This is a genomic window from Stutzerimonas nosocomialis, assembly GCF_005876855.1.
Classification (GTDB): domain Bacteria; phylum Pseudomonadota; class Gammaproteobacteria; order Pseudomonadales; family Pseudomonadaceae; genus Stutzerimonas; species Stutzerimonas nosocomialis.
The window spans coordinates 58,764-75,363 of record NZ_QLAE01000005.1; the positions used below are offsets into that span (position 1 = coordinate 58,764).

A 16,600-nucleotide genomic window follows, 5' to 3' on the forward strand; every position below is an offset into this window, starting at 1 on the left:
AAGCCTCTTTTTCCATCCTTGGCGAGGCGAATCAGTGTCAGGTAATTTGGATTTCGAGCAGTTCCGTATATTCCTGGAAAAGACCTGCGGGATTCTGCTGGGTGCCAACAAGCAGTACCTGGTGTCCAGCCGACTGAACAAGCTGATGGAACAGCAGAAAATCACTACCCTGGGAGAACTGGTCAGTCGTATCCAGACGCAGCCGCGCAGCGGCCTGCGCGAGCAGGTCGTCGATGCGATGACCACCAACGAAACGCTCTGGTTTCGTGATACCTATCCCTTCGAAGTGCTCAAGAGCCGCGTGCTGCCGGAGATGATCAAGGCCTACCCGGCGCAGCGTCTGCGCATCTGGTCGGCCGCCTGCTCGTCCGGGCAGGAGCCGTATTCCCTGGCCATGACGCTCGATGAATTCGAGCGCAGCAACCCCGGGCAGCTCAAGGGCGGCGCGCAGATCGTGGCGACGGACCTCTCCGGCTCGATGCTGACCGCCTGCAAGGCGGCCGAGTACGACAGCCTGGCCATCGGCCGTGGTCTTTCGCCGGATCGTCTGCAGCGTTATTTCGATTCCAAGGGAACCGGGCGCTGGGCCGTCAAGGCGCCGATCAGGAACCGCGTGGAGTTTCGCCCGCTCAACCTGCTGGACAGCTATGCGGCGCTCGGCAAGTTCGACATCGTGTTCTGCCGCAACGTCCTGATCTACTTCTCGGCCGAGGTGAAGAAGGACATCCTCAAGCGTATCCATGCCACGCTCAAGCCGGGCGGTTACCTGTTTCTCGGTGCGTCCGAGGCGCTCAACGGGCTCCCCGAGCTCTATCAGATGGTGCAGTGCAGCCCCGGGATCATCTACAAGGCCAAATGACCTGCGTGCCGGTCGAGTCGTTGCCAGGCAGCGGCAAAAAACCGGCACTCGCGCTTGCCGCTTGCCTTCGAAAGCGGAAAAGCGTTGCCGTTTCTGGCACATCCTTTCGCTTCCTCTGAATAATTTCCTATAAAAACAATGACTTAATCATTTGGCACGTCCTTTGCTGAAGTGGGGTTACGCAGACCCGTAACAGGACGGTCCAGATCATGAGCATCAGTTTCGACAGCGCACTCGGTATCCACGAGAAGGCACTCGGCTTCCGCGCCCAGCGCGCCGAAGTGCTGGCCAACAATATCGCCAACGCCGACACGCCTAACTACAAGGCGCGTGATCTGGACTTCGCCACGGTGCTCGCCGAGCAGAACAATCGCCAAGGCAGCGGTTCGTTCAGCGCGACCCGGACCAGCGCCAGGCACATCGCCGCCGAGGCGATGGACATCGCCGATCCGTCCCTGCGCTTTCGTACCCCCCTGCATGCCTCGCTCGACCAGAACACCGTCGATCTGCAGATCGAGCAATCCAACTACGCCCAGAACGCCATCGACTTCCAGGCCAGCTTCACGCTGCTCAACGGCAAGTTCCGTGGCCTGATGAGTGCCCTGCGCGGCGAATAAGGAGAACAGCCATGTCCCTCAGCAATGTATTCAACATCGCCGGCTCCGGCATGAGCGCGCAGAGCACGCGCCTGAACACCATCTCCAGCAACATCGCCAACGCCGAGACGGTGTCGTCCAGCGTGGACCAGACCTACCGGGCACGCCATCCGGTTTTCGCCACCGTCTTTCAGCAGGCCAGCGGCACCACCAATGGTTCGCTGTTCGCCGAGCAGGACAGCGCCGGCGCCGGGGTCCAGGTGCTGGGCGTGGTCGAGGACAAGAGCGAGCTGATGCCGCGCTACGAGCCCAATCACCCGGCTGCGGACGAGCAGGGCTACGTCTACTACCCCAACGTGAATGTGGTCGAGGAGATGGCCGACATGATCTCGGCCAGCCGCTCGTTCCAGACCAACGCCGAGTTGATGAACACGGCCAAGACCATGCTGCAGAAGGTACTGACCCTGGGTCAGTAATCCGGACGGAAACTCATCATGAGCACTACAGGCAACGTCAGCGGTACCGGGTCGGTTCTCGATCAGTACCAGTTCAACGAAGAACGCACCGTCAAGAAGGACCTCGGCAAGAACGAGTTCCTGGAACTGCTGGTCGCTCAGCTCAACAACCAGAACCCGCTCGACCCGCAGGACAACGGTGACTTCATCGCCCAGCTGGCGCAGTTCAGTACCGTCGAGGGGGTGGAGAAGCTCAACTCCAGCATGGAGACCATCCTGTCCGGCTACCAGTCGTCGCAGGCGCTGCAGGCCTCGTCTCTGGTGGGGCGCAAGGTCATCGTGCCGAGCGACAAGGCGGTGGTCGACACCAGTGAAACCTTCAAGGCCAGCCTGGTGTTGCCGGTGTCCAGCAGCAACGTCTACGTCAACGTCTATGACAGCACGGGCGCGGTGGTCAGCCGCGTCGACATGGGCCAGCAGGAAGCCGGGAACATTTCCTTCATGTGGGACGGCAAGGACAGCAGCGGCAATGTCGCGCCGCCCGGCACCTACCGATTCGAGGCCCAGGCGACCTATGCCGATGGCACCAAGGGGCTCTACACCCTGCTGCCCGCCAACGTCGACAGCGTCACCCTCGGGCAGAACGGCGGAGAGCTCATGCTCAACCTCGCCGGTGTCGGCAGCGTTCCGCTTTCCCAGGTTCAGATCATCGGTCAGTAATCCGCCGGCACTCGGCAAAGGAGCAACCAAATGTCGTTCAACATCGGCCTCAGCGGCATGCGTGCCGCGAGCAAAGACCTCAACGTGACCGGTAACAACATCGCCAACGCCGGCACCGTGGGCTTCAAGCAGTCCCGTGCGGAGTTCGCGGACGTCTACGCGGCCTCCGTGCTGGGTACCGGCAAGATGCCCCAGGGCAGCGGCGTGCTGCTGGCCAACGTGTCTCAGCAGTTCAACCAGGGCAACATCAACTACACCCAGAACGCGCTGGACCTGGCGATCAACGGAAACGGCTTCTTCCAGGTCAGCAACAATGGCGCGGTCAGCTACACCCGCGCCGGTTATTTCGGTACCGATCGCAGCGGCTTTCTGGTCGACAACTTCGGCTACAAGCTGCAGGGCTATTCGGTCGACGGCAACGGCAACCTGCAGAACGGCGTGGTCGGAGACCTGCAGATCCAGACCACCAACCAGGCGCCGAAAGCCACCAGCAAGATCGAAACGGCGTTCAACCTGAACTCCACGCAGAAGGCGCCGACCAGCTGGCAGGCCGCCTACGATGCCGTGGCGAAGACCGCCTACGACCAGGCATACAACGCGGGCGTAAGCGACTACTACGCCTCCCAGGGTATCGATCCGGCGACCGCGACCGAGGCCGAGATGGCGGCGGCCCAGGCCTATGCGACGCCGCTGGCGACCGCGGCGGCCAGCGCGCCGGCGGTGGTGGCCGACGCGACGGCGGCGGGTAACGCCACCTTCAACCCGGCCGACCCGACCAGCTACAACAGCTCGACCTCGCTGAACATCTACGACTCGCAGGGCAACGCCCATGTCATGACGCAGTACTTCGTCAAGACCAGCGCCAATACCTGGGACATGAAGGTGCTGATCGACGGACGCAACCCCGCCGACCCCGCGCAGGAGCCGCCGGAGCCTTATGTCATGGGGCTGACGTTCAACTCGTCCGGCGCACTGACCGACGTGACCAGTTCGGATCCGACCCTGTTCACCGTTGCCCCGGACCTGAAGGTGACCTTGAACGGCGCGGCGGCCGGCGGTACCGGCGGCTGGGTGCCGGCCATCTCCAACGGCGGGACGCCGGCGACCTGGTCGCCCAACGGGGCGCTGGCCAATGCCGAGGGCATCGTCTTCGATTTCACCAAGTCGAGCCAGTTCGCCAGCTCGTTCGCGGTCAACAGCGTGTCCCAGGACGGCTATACCACCGGTGAACTGGCCGGCCTGGAAATCGACGACACCGGCGTGATTTTCGCGCGCTACACCAACGGCCAATCCAAGGTGCAGGGCCAGATCGTCCTGGCCAACTTCGCCAACGTGCAGGGCCTGACGCCGGTCGGCAAGACGCAGTGGGTGCAGTCGTTCGAGTCGGGCGAGCCCATCGTGGGCACGCCGCGCTCGGGTACCCTCGGCGCGTTGCAGGCCGGTGCGCTGGAAGACTCGAACGTCGAGCTGTCCGACCAGCTGGTCAACCTGATCGTGGCGCAGCGCAACTACCAGGCCAACGCGAAGACCATCGAGACCGAAAGCGCCATCACCCAGACGATCATCAACCTGCGTTAACGCTTGAGGCCAGCGGCAACGATTTTTGCCGCTGGCGGCAGTATCCCGCCGTCTTTCTCCTTTCAGGGCCCCTTCGGGGCCTTCTTTTTTATCAAAGCTCTTTCATATCAGTGGCTTGCGTTCTCTGTTTTCGCTTGGCATGCCGCTTGCTAACTACCTCTGCAACAGACCCTTAGCGTCAAACTCGCGTCTGCGGAGGAATTCGATGGACAAGATGCTTTATGTAGCCATGACCGGTGCCAGCCAGAACACGCGGGCACAGCAGGCGCATGCCAACAACCTGGCCAACATATCCACCACGGGTTTTCGCCGCGATTTCGAGCAGGCGCGGTCGATGCAGGTCTTCGGTGACAGTTTTCCGGCGCGCGTCTACGCCATGTCCGAGCGACCCGGGACCGACTTCACGGCCGGTGCCCTGCAGGAGACCGGGCGCGACCTGGACGTCGCGGTCGAAGGGCAGGGCTGGCTCGCCGTGCAGGCGCCCGATGGCAGCGAAGCCTACGTGCGCACCGGCAGCCTGCGCATCGATGCGCTGGGCATGCTGCGCACCGGCGACGGCATGCCGGTACTGGGCAACGGCGGCCCGATCGCGATTCCGCCGGAAGAAAAGATCGACGTGGGCCAGGACGGCACCATCAGCATTCGTGCGCTCGGCGAAAACCCCAACGTCGTGGTGAATGTCGACCGGCTCAAGCTGGTCAATCCCGACCCTGCGCAGCTCGAGAAAGGCCGCGACGGCCTGATCCGCATGAAAGACGGGCAGCCCCTCGAGGCCGACGCCAACGTGCGGGTCACCTCGGGCTTCCTGGAGTCCAGCAACGTCAACGCGGTTTCAGAGATGACATCGATCCTGGCCCTGTCACGGCAGTTCGAACTGCACGTGAAGATGATGCGCACGGCCGAGGAAGACGCCGCCGCCATGGCCCGTGTATTGCAACTGAGCTAATCACCAGCGCGTAGCGCCTGGTTTCCGGCGCACGAGGAGAACATCATGCTTCCAGCACTCTGGGTCAGTAAGACCGGCCTGTCCGCCCAGGACATGAACCTGACGACCATTTCCAACAACCTGGCGAACGTCTCGACCACCGGTTTCAAGCGCGATCGGGCCGAATTCCAGGACCTGCTGTATCAGGTTCGCCGGCAACCCGGCGGCCAGGCCACCCAGGACAGCGAACTGCCGTCGGGCCTGCAGCTGGGTACCGGTGTGCGCATCGCCGGCACCCAGAAGATCTTCACCGCGGGCAGCCTGCAGACCACCGAGCAGCCGCTGGACATGGCCATCAACGGCCGTGGTTTCTTCCAGGTTCTGCTGCCGGACGGCACCGTGTCCTATTCGCGTGACGGCGGCTTCCACATGAATGCCGACGGCCAGATCGTCACGGCCAACGGTTATGCCCTGGAGCCGGCGATCGTCGTTCCGCCGGAAACCCAGTCCTTTACCGTCGGCGAAGACGGCACCGTCTCGGTGACCACCTTCGGTGATCCCCAGCCGCAGATCATCGGCAACATCCAGATCGCCGACTTCATCAACCCGGCCGGCCTGCAGGCGATCGGCGGCAACCTGTTCCTCGAAACCGCCGCCAGCGGCGCGCCGCAGGTCAGCAACCCGGGCCTGAACGGGCTCGGCACCGTGCTGCAGAACACCCTGGAAAACTCGAACGTCAGCGTCGTCGAGGAGCTGGTGAACATGATCACCACCCAGCGCGCCTACGAGATGAATTCCAAGGTGATTTCCACCGCGGACCAGATGCTGGCCTTCGTGACCCAGCAGCTCTAATGATCGATCGACGTTGGCTTGAGGTGTTTATGAGCCGCTCTGCATGTGTCTTCACGCTGATCTCCGTTTCGCTGCTGGCAGGCTGCGTCGCGCCCGCGGCCAAGCCGAACGACCCGTACTACGCTCCGGTCCTGCCGCGCACGCCGCTGCCGGCCGCGCAGAACAACGGGTCGATCTACCAGTCCGGTTTCGAAACCTACCTGTTCGATGACCGCAAGGCGTATCGCGTGGGTGACATCATCACCATCACGCTCAACGAGCGGACCCAGGCGAGCAAGAACACCAGCTCCAAGCTCTCCAAGAGCAGCAGCGCCGACATCGGCCTGGGCTCGCTGTTCGGCGGCGCCGTGTCGATGGCCAACCCGCTCACCGGCAACAGCATGAGCCTGGGCGCCGAGTACGACGCGTCGCGCTCGAGTCAGGGTTCCGGTCAGGCGGGGCAGAGCAACAGCCTGTCGGGCTCGATCACGGTGACGGTTTCCGAAGTGCTGCCCAACGGCATCCTGGCCGTGCGCGGCGAAAAGTGGATGACGCTCAACACCGGCGACGAGCTGGTGCGTATCGCCGGGCTGGTGCGTTCCGACGACATCGCCACCGACAACACCGTGCCGTCGACGCGCATCGCCGATGCCCGCATCACCTATTCCGGGACCGGTGCGTTCGCCGACACCGCCCAGGCCGGCTGGCTGGATCGCTTCTTCATGAGCCCGCTGTGGCCGTTCTGATCAGGTGCAGGCAATGACTTTCCTCAAATCCGTCGCCGTTGCCTTCGTCGCGCTCTGCGCCGCCTCCAGCGTGCAGGCCGAGCGGCTCAAGGACATCGCCACGATCCAGGGCGTGCGCGCCAACCAGCTGATCGGCTATGGCCTGGTCGTGGGCCTCAACGGCAGCGGCGACCAGACCACCCAGACGCCGTTCACCGTGCAGAGCTTCAACAACATGCTCGCGCAGTTCGGCATCAAGGTGCCGGCCGGCGGCAACATCCAGCTCAAGAACGTCGCGGCGGTGTCCATTCACGCCGAGCTGCCGCCGTTCGCCAAGCCGGGTCAGACGCTGGACATCACCGTGTCCTCGATCGGTAACGCCAAGAGCCTGCGCGGCGGCAGCCTGCTGATGTCGCCGCTCAAGGGGATCGACGGCAACGTCTACGCCATCGCCCAGGGCAACCTGGTGGTCGGCGGCTTCGATGCCGGCGGCGCCGACGGCTCTCGCATCACCGTCAACGTGCCCTCGGCCGGCCGCATCCCCGGCGGCGCCCTGGTCGAGCGGGCGGTGCCGAGCGGCTTCAACCAGGGCAATACCCTGACGTTGAACCTGAACCGCCCGGACTTCACCACGGCGAAGAACATCGTCGACCAGATCAACGACCTGCTCGGCCCCGGCGTCGCGCAGGCGATCGATGGCGGTTCGATCAGCGTGGCCGCGCCGCTGGACCCGGGCCAGCGGGTCGACTACCTGTCGATCCTGGAAAACCTCGAGGTCCAGGTCGGCCAGGCAGTGGCCAAGGTCATCATCAACTCGCGTACCGGCACCATCGTGATCGGCCAGAACGTGCGGGTTCAGCCCGCGGCGGTGACCCATGGCAGCCTGACGGTGACCATCAGCGAAGACCCGACGGTCAGCCAGCCCAACCCGCTCTCCGGCGGCCAGACGGTGGTCGTGCCCAATTCCAGGGTGCAGGCCGAGCAGGAAGCCAAGCCGATGTTCAAGTTCGGCCCCGGGACCACGCTCGACGAGATCGTGCGCGCGGTCAACCAGGTGGGCGCCGCGCCCAGCGACCTGATGGCGATCCTCGAAGCGCTGAAGCAGGCCGGCGCGCTTCAGGCCGACCTGATCGTGATCTAAGGAAACGGATATGCAGACTCGACTCGGTGGTGTGAGTGGTGGCGTCGATAGCGGAAGCTACAGCGACCTCAATCGCCTGAACCAGCTCAAGGTGGGCAAGGACCGCGACGGCGAGGCCAACGTCCGCAAGGTCGCGCAGGAGTTCGAGTCGCTGTTTCTCAACGAGATGCTCAAGTCGATGCGCTCGGCCAACGAAGTGCTGGCCAAGGACAACCCGCTCAACAGCCAGGCCACCAAGCAATACCAGGACATGTACGACCAGCAGCTCTCTGTCAGCCTTTCCAAGGAAGGCGGCATGGGCCTGGCCGACGTGCTGGTGCGGCAGATGACCAAGATGAAGGAAGGGCCGAGCCGTCCCAATCCGTTCGCCCAGGTCGCCGAGACCCAGGGCGCCGCCTGGCCGAGCAAGCCGGGTGCGGCGGTCGAATCTTCGCGTGACGATTCGAAGCTGCTCGCCCAGCGTCGCCTGGCGCTGCCCGGCAAGGCGGCCGGGCAGCCTGCCGTGGCCGAGGTCCAGGCCGGCGCCACGGAGGCACGCATGCCTGGCGCGCTGCCGGGCGAGGGCGAAGCTCAACCGCTGGTGGATAGCGATTGGAAGCCGGCCAGGACCTTCGCCGCGCCCGCGGACAAGGGACTCGTGATCAACGGCGTCGAGCCCGGCGCGAGCGGCTCGCCGTCCAAGACCCGTTTCAACTCGGCCGAAGAGTTCATGGCGACCATGCTGCCCATGGCCGAAAAGGCCGCCAAGCGCCTGGGCGTCGAGGCGCGTTATCTGGTCGCCCAGGCGGCACTGGAAACCGGCTGGGGCAAATCCATGATTCGTCAGAAGGATGGCAGCAACAGCCACAACCTGTTCGGCATCAAGGCCACCAACTGGTCCGGCGAATCGGCCCAGGCGCGCACCACCGAATACGTCAACGGCAAGCCGGTCAAGCAGGTCGAGGGGTTTCGCGCCTATAGCTCGTTCGAGCACAGCTTCGACGACTACGTGAACCTGCTGCAGAAGAGCGACCGCTACCAGTCCGCACTCAAGGTGGCCGGCACCTCGGGCGATTCCGAGCGCTTCGTGCAGGAGCTGCAGAAGGCCGGCTACGCGACCGACCCGCAGTACGCTCGGAAGATCAGCCAGATCGCCCGCAAGATGCAGACCTATCAAACCGTCGCCGACGCAGGTTCGGCCGCGATCAAGCAGAGCAGGGGCTAATCCATGGCGGACCTTCTCAACATCGGCCTGTCCGGTCTGGCTGCAAGCAAGACCCAGCTTTCGATCACCGGCCACAACATCAGCAACGTCAACACCCCCGGCTACAGCCGCCAGGATGCCGCCCAGGCGACCCGCGCCCCGCAGTTCAGCGGCGCCGGCTACATCGGCTCGGGCACGACGCTGGTCGAGATCCGCCGCAGCTACAGCGAGTTCCTGACCAACCAGGTGCGCAGCAGTACCGCCTTGTCCAGCGACGTGCAGGCGTACAAGAGCCAGATCGATCAGCTCGACTCGCTGCTGGCCGGCAGCACCACCGGCATCACGCCGGCGCTGCAGAGCTTCTTTTCCGCGATGCAGACGGCCGCCGAAGACCCGGCGAACATGCCGGCGCGCCAGCTGGTGCTGGCCGAGGCCGAAGGCGTGGCGCGGCGGTTCAACACCGTGTACGACCGCCTTTCCGAGCAGAACACCTTCATCAACAAGCAGATGTCGGCGGTCACCGATCAGATCAATCGCCTGGCCGGAAGCATCGGCAGCCTCAACGAGGCCATCTCCAAGGCGTCGGCCAATGGCCAGACCCCAAACGACCTGCTCGACGCCCGCGACGAGGCCGTGCGCCAGCTGTCCACCTACATTGGCGTGACCGTCGTGCCGCAGGACGACAACAGCTTCAACCTCTTCATCGGCAGCGGCCAGCCGCTGGTGGTGGGCAGCTCGGTGGCGCGTCTGGAGGTGGTGCCGGGTGCGGGCGATCCCAATCGTGCGGAAGTCCAGTTCGTCAGTGGAGGCTCGCGCCAGGGCATCACCACGCAGATCACCGGCGGTGAAATCGGCGGGCTGATCCGATACCGCGAAGAGGTGCTCGACAGCACGCTCAATTCGCTGGGGCGCCTCGCGCTGTCATTGGCCGACCAGGTCAACACCCAGCTCGGCGAAGGACTGGACCTCAAGGGCAACGTCGGCTCGGCGCTGTTCGGCGACTACAACCATCCGGACCTGGCAGCGCTGCGCGCCAATGCGTACAGCACCAACAAGTCGTCGGCCAACGCGTCGCTCACCATCACCAACACCAGCTACCTGACCACCAGCGACTACAAGCTCGAGTTCGACGGCAGCAACTACCAGGCGCGCCGACTCAGCGACGGCACGCTGATGAACGTGAGCAACCAGAACGGCGTGCTGACCTTCACCGATTCGCAAGGCCGCGACCAGGGGTTCTCGGTCTCCGTCAGCGGCCTGCCGGCCTCCGGTGATGGCTTCCTGCTGCAGCCCACCCGTCGCGGCGCGTCGGACATCAAGGCGGTACTCGACCAGCCGGATCAGTTGGCGTTCGCCGCGCCGGTGCGTTCCGAGGCCAATGTGCAGAACCGCGGCACCGGTGTGATCGGCCAGCCGGACCTGGTGTCGGCCAGTGCCAGCCCGATCGACCTCGCCGCGATTCAGGCCGGGCTGCCGCAGACCCTGCGCTTCGACGGAACGGGCTTCGTCGATGGTGCCGGCAACCCGGTCGCCGGCCTGGCGCGGGTCCCGGCTGGGGATTTCAGACCCGGTGAAGCCAACACCTACGAGCTGACCCTGAGCCCCGGAAACACAGTGCGCTTCACCCTTAGCGGACGGCCTGAAGCCAACGACAGCTTCACCCTCGGGTTCAACCAGAACGGCGTATCGGACAACCGCAATGCGCTCAAGCTGGTGGACCTGCAGACCAAGCAGACCGTCGGCATCGATCCGAACAGCGGCGTTGCAAGCGGCATGACCTTCACCGACGGCTATGGCCAGTTGGTCGAGCGCGTCGGAACCCTGACGGCCCAGGCGCGCCTCGACGGCGACGCCACCACGGCCATTCTCAAGCAGGCGACCGACAGCCGCGATTCGCTGTCGGCGGTCAACCTCGACGAAGAGGCGGCCAACCTGATCAAGTTCGAGCAGTACTACAACGCCTCGGCACAGATCATTCAAGTTGCCCGCTCTCTGTTCGATACATTGCTCAGCACCTTCAGGTAATAGGCACCGTCATGCGCATCTCTACCTTGCAAGCCTTCAACAACGGTGTCGCCGGATTGCAGCGCAACTACGCGAATGCGACCCGTACCCAGGAGCAGATCAGCACCGGCAACCGCATCCTCACACCCGCGGATGACCCGGTCGCCTCGGTACGCCTGCTGCAGCTGGAGCAGCAGCAGAACGTGCTCAGCCAGTACGACTCCAACCTGAGCGCAGCCAAGAACAGCCTGACCCAGGAAGAAGTGACGCTCAACTCGGTCAACACCATCCTGCAGCGCATCCGCGAACTGACGCTCGAGGCCGGCAACGGTGCGCTGAGCGGCGATGACCGCAAAGCCATCGCCGCCGAACTGGGCGAGCGCGAAAACGAGCTGATGTCCCTGATGAACACGCGCAACGCGCGGGGCGAATACCTGTTCTCGGGTTTCCAGGGCAAGACCCAGCCGTTCGTGATCGAAGGCAACAGCTACCAGTACAAGGGCGACGAAGGCCAGCGGACCCTGCAGATCGCCAGCTCGCTGAACGTTCCCATCAGCGATAGCGGCAAGAGCATCTTCGAGAACATCACCAACGCGGGCCGTCTGGACCGGACGCTGACGGCGCCGGCCGACTCGACCCTGCGGGTTTCCGCTCCGCTGGTCAGCGACGAGGTCGCCTTTTCGGCCGTCGAGGGTTTCCCCGCCGACGGCATCGAACTCGAATTCGGCGCCGACGGCAGCTATTCGATCTACGGTCTGCCACGTACACCGGCCGACACGCCCCTGGTAGCGGACCAGAGGATGGACAACGATCCGAGCAAGCCCGACACGCTGGTCTTCCGGGGCGTGACGCTGCAGCTCAACGGTGCCGCGGTAGGCGGCGAGACCGTACAGGTCGTGCCGCCGGCGGAGCCCCGCGAGAAACAGGGCATCCTCAATACCATCGCCAATCTGCGGGCTGTCCTGGAAGACCCCAAGAGCAGCGACGACGACGTCCGCGATGCTGTGGCGCTGGGCGTGACCAACCTCGATCACGCGATGGTCAACGTCGACGCCGCGCGGGGCAAGATCGGTGCGCGTCTGAACGTGATCGAAACCACCATGACCGACAACCAGGACGTCACGCTGGTCAACAAGTCGGTCCAGGCCGAACTGCGCGAACTCGACTATGCCGAGGCGCTGTCGCGGCTGTCGTTCCAGACCATCATTCTCGAAGCCGCCCAGCAGAGCTACGTGAAGATCAGCAGCCTGAACCTGTTCAACGCGATGCGTTGACGGCCGATTGTGAGGCGGGTCACGAAAGATGTGTGGGCGGATTGACGCGGTCGCTTGGCGTTCTAAGTTAGTGGCGCGGCGCTAGGAAAGTACCGCGCCGTTACCGTTGTCACCCATAAGGATCGTGAAATGAACAGGACGTTTATCCGCGCTGCATCCCTCGCTCTTCTCGCAGGCTTCGCTCTCCAGGGCCAGGCCGCCGACCCCAAACAGGCCAGTGCCGAACCGGCTGCCGCCATCCAGGTGGCCGCGGTCGGCCTCAACACAGCCGATGCCGAAACCCTGACCCGAGAGCTGCAGGGGATCGGCGCAGCCAAGGCCAAGGCCATCGTCGATTACCGCGACACCCATGGCCCCTTCACTTCGGTGGACGAGCTGCTGGAAGTCAAAGGCATCGGCGCCGCGACACTGGAAAAGAACCGCGGCCGCATCAGCTTGCAATAAGGCGAACAGCCTGTAAGAAAAAGCCGGTCATATGACCGGCTTTTTCGTTTGCGCCCTGAACCGCGCTAGGACGGCTGATGCCTGAACGCGCAACCCTTTTTTTTGTCGAAAAGCGAGGAAAAGGCGTTGACAGTGTTACGGTTATGCACATCGCGCCATGCCCTCGGGCAGTCACAGCGATAAAAGCCACAGGACTTATAGGTTATTTTTAACTCCTTGATTTCTCAGTATTTTTTGCGCTGGGCAAAAAATCGTCGATCTGTACGGACCCCGCATCAGGCGGGCGTTTGGGGCAGTCATCCATAATCTGTTCACAAGGTTATCCACAGCTTCGGTGGATAACCTCTGTACGCCATGCGCAGCGGCGCTTTGCGAGAGGTGATCCATGAAAGCACCCTGGAATTTCCTGCGTTATCTGCCCCTGGCGCAACGCGTGCTCAGTCGCGGCCGGCTGCCGTTGTTGCTCATGGCCGTGGCGCGCAAGCGCAAATCGGGCCGCGGCGCGATCAGGGGGATCGGTGACGACCTGCGGACCCTGCAAGCCCTGTGCGTGGCCTGGTGGCGGGGCGAATACCGCGCCGTCAGCACCCAGGCGCTGCTCGCCGTGGTGGCCGGTCTGTTGTACTTCGTCTCGCCCCTGGATGCCATTCCCGACTGGCTGCCGGGCATCGGTTTCCTCGACGACATCGCCGTGCTCGGCTGGGTCATGAACAAGTGGTCCGGCGAGCTCGACGCCTTCCGTGCCTGGCGCCAGGCGCAGAGCCCCACCAAGCAGGCCGATCTGGAGCGCCTGCCGGCTGCAGACGAGGCCAAGGCCTGAGCCAGGGGCGTTTGCCGTCCTGTGTGCTTCTCGGTCTTTTGTGGGCATGGAGGACTGTTAACATCCTGCCCCATTGAAATCGATGGGAGGCGCAGATGAACGTGCAAGTCATCACGCGGGACGGCGAGCCGGAATATGCCGTGCTGCCCTGGGACGAGTACCAGGCCCTGCTCAAGGCGGCCGGGCGGGACGTGCAAGTGGCGGTTGCCGATCAGCCGGCCCGCGACTCGCATCCCTTGCAACAGCTGCGCTCGCTGCGTGAAGCCCGGGGCCGGACGGCAGAGGACCTGGCCCGTTCGGTCGGCATCAGCCCGGCCTACCTGGCGCTGATCGAGGCGGGCGAGCGCGATCCCGACGCGGCCATTCGCCGCTCGCTGGCCCACGCGCTGGGCATCGCCCGTTGGGAGGATGACGCTTGAGCCAGCAGCCTGTACGTATCAGCCGCCAGCACTGGCAGGCTCTGCTCGCCGAGCTGGAGGACGCGCGCAGACAGCGCCACCTGGTGACCTACCGCGCGCTGATCGAGCGCCTCAAGCTGCCTTCCCCGGCGATGCAGATCCTGACTGCGGCGCTGGAGCACCTGGCGGCCCTGGACGCCCACGCCGACCGGCCATTGCGCAGCGCCCTGGTCATCAGTCAGGGAGCCAGCCGCCTGCCACGTCCCGGATTCTTCGAATGTGCCAGTCGCCTGGGACGTTTCATCGGCGCCTCGGACGGCTTCGCCGCAGCCTCCTGGCATGCCGGGGAGGTGGCTCGGGTATTCGAATTCGAATACCCGGAGGTGCCCTGATGCTGCGGGGTATGCGGGCGCGGTTGGGCTATCGCGTGGCGCGCAGGCTGATGGGTTGGCGCTGGGCCGTACAGCAGCCCAAGCTGTGGCGCTGGATGGAGGGGCAATTCTCGCGGATGGCGGCGCTGGGCGACGTGTCGGCGCAAAGCTTCTACGGCCACATCCTGGTATTCCGCGGGCGCGGTTTCGGCGCGCGCAACGAGGGTATCCGACTGCTACGGCTGGCCGCGAAGGCCGGTGATGCCAAGGCGGCCTACCAGATGGGCGCCATCAGCCTCAGCGAGGATGCGAGCCATGGCCCGGACGCGGCGGAAGCGGCGAACTGGTGGGCACTGGCAGCGCAGGCCGGCCACCCCCTGGCGGCAACCCGACTCGCCCAGCTCTATCGCGCCGGAGGCCATGGCCTCAAGGCCGATCCCGAACAGGCCCGCCGCTACGAGGCATGCGCCGCCAAGCTCGGACTCTGAGGCGTGGAGCCTGCCTGCATCAGTTCCAGGCTGTTGCCCGGCGTCGCCTTGGCCTGACGCTTGGCCTGCGAGGCCAGATGTGCGAGCCCATCGGGGTCCAGGTCCGCCGAATCGCTTCCTACCCGAACCGCCCCGATGGACAGTGACAGCAAGGGGAAATGCTCAACGGTGCCCTGGCGGCTCATGCCGACGAAACCCTCGGCGGCCAGGTGTTCGTTGCGGTATAGGGGCAGGCAGCGTGCCTGGAAGGCGCCGAACAGCTCGGTGAGCCGCGCCTGCCAGTCCTGGGAGCACAACACCAGCATGAAGTCGTCGCCACCGATGTGGCCGACGAAATCGCAGCGCGGGTCGATCTGCTCGGTCTGGCACTGGGCGAGGGAAAGCAGGACCTGGTCGCCTTTCGCATAGCCATAGAGGTCGTTGAAAGGCTTGAAGTGATCGATGTCGACATAACAGACCACGGCCTCGCCGCCCTGCTTGAGCAGGCGTGCCAGGCATTGCTGGATGGGGACGTTGCCGGGCAGCAGGGTCAGCGGGTTGGCGTGTCGCGCCTGCTGGATCTTCATCTCGGTGATCAGCTTGAGCACGTCTATGACCCGTCCGAGGCCCAGATAGCGGCCGTCCTGGGTGATGATGAAGTCGTCCTCGATGCGCTGGCGCGCCCGGCTGGTCAGCAGCCGGCTGACCTGCTGCATCGAGTGCGACACCTCGACGGCCAGGAACTCCTCGCTCATCAGTCGGCTGATGGGCTTTCGCGCCAGCAGGTCCTTCGCGTAGGGCTTGAGCAAGGCTTCGGACAACAGGCTGCGCTGCACGATGCCCACCGGCCGCCGATCGTCGTCCAGAACCGCGAGGGCATTGAGGTTGGCCTGCAGGCGGAACACGTCGAGCACGTCCGAGATCGGCTGGTCCTGCGAAACGCCGGCCTGCTGCACGAGCAGGGGCGAAAGGTCGCCGGTTTCCTCGAGGAAGTCGCTGTCGGCGGTCGGCGCCTTGGGCAGCAGGTTGGCGAAGTCGACGCTCGGGCTGGTCTCGGGACGACCGATCAGGTAGCCCTGCACCAGGTCGACGCCCATCTCCTGCAGTACGAACAGCTCCTGCTGCAGCTCGATGCCTTCGGCGATGACCTCGGCGCGCGAGGCGCGGGCTATCTTCAGTATCGAGTCGACGAACTCCCGCTTCACGGCGTCCCGGTGGATGCCATCGATGAAGTAGCGGTCGATCTTGACGTAGTCGGGACGCAGCTCAGACCACAGCCTCAGGCTTGAATAGCCGGCCCCCAGATCGTCCAGTGCGATCGAGAAGCCCATCGCGCGGTAGTGGCGAAGGGCGTTGTCGAGCAACTGGAAGTCGTCGATCGGGGTCTGTTCGGTCAGCTCGATGACCACCTGGCTGGGCGATATGCCGAAGCGTTGCAAGAACTCCAGCGTCTTGCCGGGCTTGTGGGTGATGTCGAGCAGGGATTCGGGGGAGGCGTTGAGGAACAGTTTGCCCTGCAGCCCTTGTGCGTCGAAATGACGGCAGGCGCTCTCGCGACAGGCGAGCTCCAGGTCGTTCAAACGTCTGGCATGGCGCGCGGCGGAAAAGAGCGTGACCGGGGAGTGCAGGCAGCTGTTGGACGGGCCGCGGGTCAGGGCCTCATAGCCGATGACCGCCTGCTGGGACAGCGAGACGATCGGCTGAAACAGCGTGGTGAGGTCTCCGTGAGCAAGGATCCGGGCCAGGTTGCTCAACTGCTCGGTGACGGTCATGGTTTCGGTCCATCGGCAAAAGAAAAGGGGCCCTGGA

18 protein-coding genes are annotated in these 16,600 nt (G+C 64.4%); 17 read left to right on the forward strand and 1 reads right to left on the reverse strand.

Features of this window, described 5'->3' with window-relative positions:
• Positions 1–34: 34 nt before the first annotated feature.
• The 17 genes from cheR to DN824_RS04500 all read left to right on the forward strand — a co-directional run bounded on the left by cheR (position 35) and on the right by DN824_RS04500 (position 14,812).
• Complete coding sequence (cheR, locus tag DN824_RS04420; protein WP_241666555.1) at positions 35–859, forward strand: protein-glutamate O-methyltransferase CheR; 825 nt, start codon at positions 35–37, stop codon at positions 857–859.
• 209 nt (positions 860–1,068) lie between these two features.
• On the forward strand, positions 1,069–1,476 hold the full coding sequence (flgB, locus tag DN824_RS04425) for a flagellar basal body rod protein FlgB (RefSeq protein WP_138407130.1): 408 nt from the start codon (positions 1,069–1,071) through the stop codon (positions 1,474–1,476).
• 11 nt (positions 1,477–1,487) lie between these two features.
• Positions 1,488–1,931, forward strand: a complete 444-nt coding sequence (gene flgC / locus DN824_RS04430; protein WP_138407131.1) for a flagellar basal body rod protein FlgC — start codon at positions 1,488–1,490, stop codon at positions 1,929–1,931.
• An 18-nt stretch (positions 1,932–1,949) separates the two neighbouring features.
• Entirely contained in the window at positions 1,950–2,630 is a 681-nt protein-coding gene (gene flgD, locus DN824_RS04435; RefSeq protein ID WP_138407132.1) for a flagellar hook assembly protein FlgD, read from the forward strand.
• A 30-nt stretch (positions 2,631–2,660) separates the two neighbouring features.
• The gene (locus DN824_RS04440; RefSeq protein ID WP_138407133.1) at positions 2,661–4,208 is read left to right on the forward strand and encodes a flagellar hook protein FlgE; all 1,548 of its coding nucleotides are present in this window, start codon (positions 2,661–2,663) and stop codon (positions 4,206–4,208) included.
• 205 nt (positions 4,209–4,413) lie between these two features.
• Entirely contained in the window at positions 4,414–5,154 is a 741-nt protein-coding gene (flgF, locus tag DN824_RS04445) for a flagellar basal-body rod protein FlgF (protein WP_138407134.1), read from the forward strand.
• Positions 5,155–5,199: 45 nt separating this feature from the next.
• Complete coding sequence (flgG, locus tag DN824_RS04450) at positions 5,200–5,985, forward strand: flagellar basal-body rod protein FlgG (protein WP_138407135.1); 786 nt, start codon at positions 5,200–5,202, stop codon at positions 5,983–5,985.
• Between the two features lie 29 nt (positions 5,986–6,014).
• Positions 6,015–6,710, forward strand: a complete 696-nt coding sequence (flgH, locus tag DN824_RS04455; protein ID WP_138407136.1) for a flagellar basal body L-ring protein FlgH — start codon at positions 6,015–6,017, stop codon at positions 6,708–6,710.
• A gap of 13 nt (positions 6,711–6,723) precedes the next feature.
• Positions 6,724–7,830, forward strand: a complete 1,107-nt coding sequence (locus tag DN824_RS04460) for a flagellar basal body P-ring protein FlgI (protein ID WP_138407137.1) — start codon at positions 6,724–6,726, stop codon at positions 7,828–7,830.
• A 10-nt stretch (positions 7,831–7,840) separates the two neighbouring features.
• Positions 7,841–9,034, forward strand: coding sequence for a flagellar assembly peptidoglycan hydrolase FlgJ (gene flgJ / locus DN824_RS04465; RefSeq protein WP_138407138.1), 1,194 nt, complete (start codon positions 7,841–7,843; stop codon positions 9,032–9,034).
• A gap of 3 nt (positions 9,035–9,037) precedes the next feature.
• A complete protein-coding gene (gene flgK, locus DN824_RS04470) occupies positions 9,038–11,038 on the forward strand; it encodes a flagellar hook-associated protein FlgK (RefSeq protein WP_138407139.1) in 2,001 nt (666 codons plus the stop codon).
• A gap of 11 nt (positions 11,039–11,049) precedes the next feature.
• Entirely contained in the window at positions 11,050–12,291 is a 1,242-nt protein-coding gene (flgL, locus tag DN824_RS04475; RefSeq protein ID WP_138407140.1) for a flagellar hook-associated protein FlgL, read from the forward strand.
• A gap of 129 nt (positions 12,292–12,420) precedes the next feature.
• Complete coding sequence (locus tag DN824_RS04480) at positions 12,421–12,735, forward strand: ComEA family DNA-binding protein (RefSeq protein WP_138407141.1); 315 nt, start codon at positions 12,421–12,423, stop codon at positions 12,733–12,735.
• A gap of 385 nt (positions 12,736–13,120) precedes the next feature.
• The gene (locus DN824_RS04485) at positions 13,121–13,555 is read left to right on the forward strand and encodes a YkvA family protein (protein ID WP_138407142.1); all 435 of its coding nucleotides are present in this window, start codon (positions 13,121–13,123) and stop codon (positions 13,553–13,555) included.
• A gap of 95 nt (positions 13,556–13,650) precedes the next feature.
• Entirely contained in the window at positions 13,651–13,974 is a 324-nt protein-coding gene (locus DN824_RS04490) for a helix-turn-helix domain-containing protein (protein ID WP_138407143.1), read from the forward strand.
• Positions 13,971–14,345, forward strand: coding sequence for a hypothetical protein (locus DN824_RS04495; RefSeq protein WP_138407144.1), 375 nt, complete (start codon positions 13,971–13,973; stop codon positions 14,343–14,345). The genes DN824_RS04490 and DN824_RS04495 overlap by 4 nt, the downstream gene beginning before the upstream one ends.
• A complete protein-coding gene (locus DN824_RS04500) occupies positions 14,345–14,812 on the forward strand; it encodes an SEL1-like repeat protein (protein WP_138407145.1) in 468 nt (155 codons plus the stop codon). Before DN824_RS04495 ends, DN824_RS04500 begins: the two co-directional genes overlap by 1 nt.
• On the opposite strand, the gene DN824_RS04505 is transcribed toward DN824_RS04500, so the two are convergent.
• On the reverse strand, positions 14,779–16,563 hold the full coding sequence (locus DN824_RS04505) for a bifunctional diguanylate cyclase/phosphodiesterase (RefSeq protein ID WP_138407146.1): 1,785 nt from the start codon (positions 16,561–16,563) through the stop codon (positions 14,779–14,781). The two genes, DN824_RS04500 and DN824_RS04505, sit on opposite strands and share 34 nt — an antisense overlap.
• Positions 16,564–16,600: the final 37 nt, after the last annotated feature.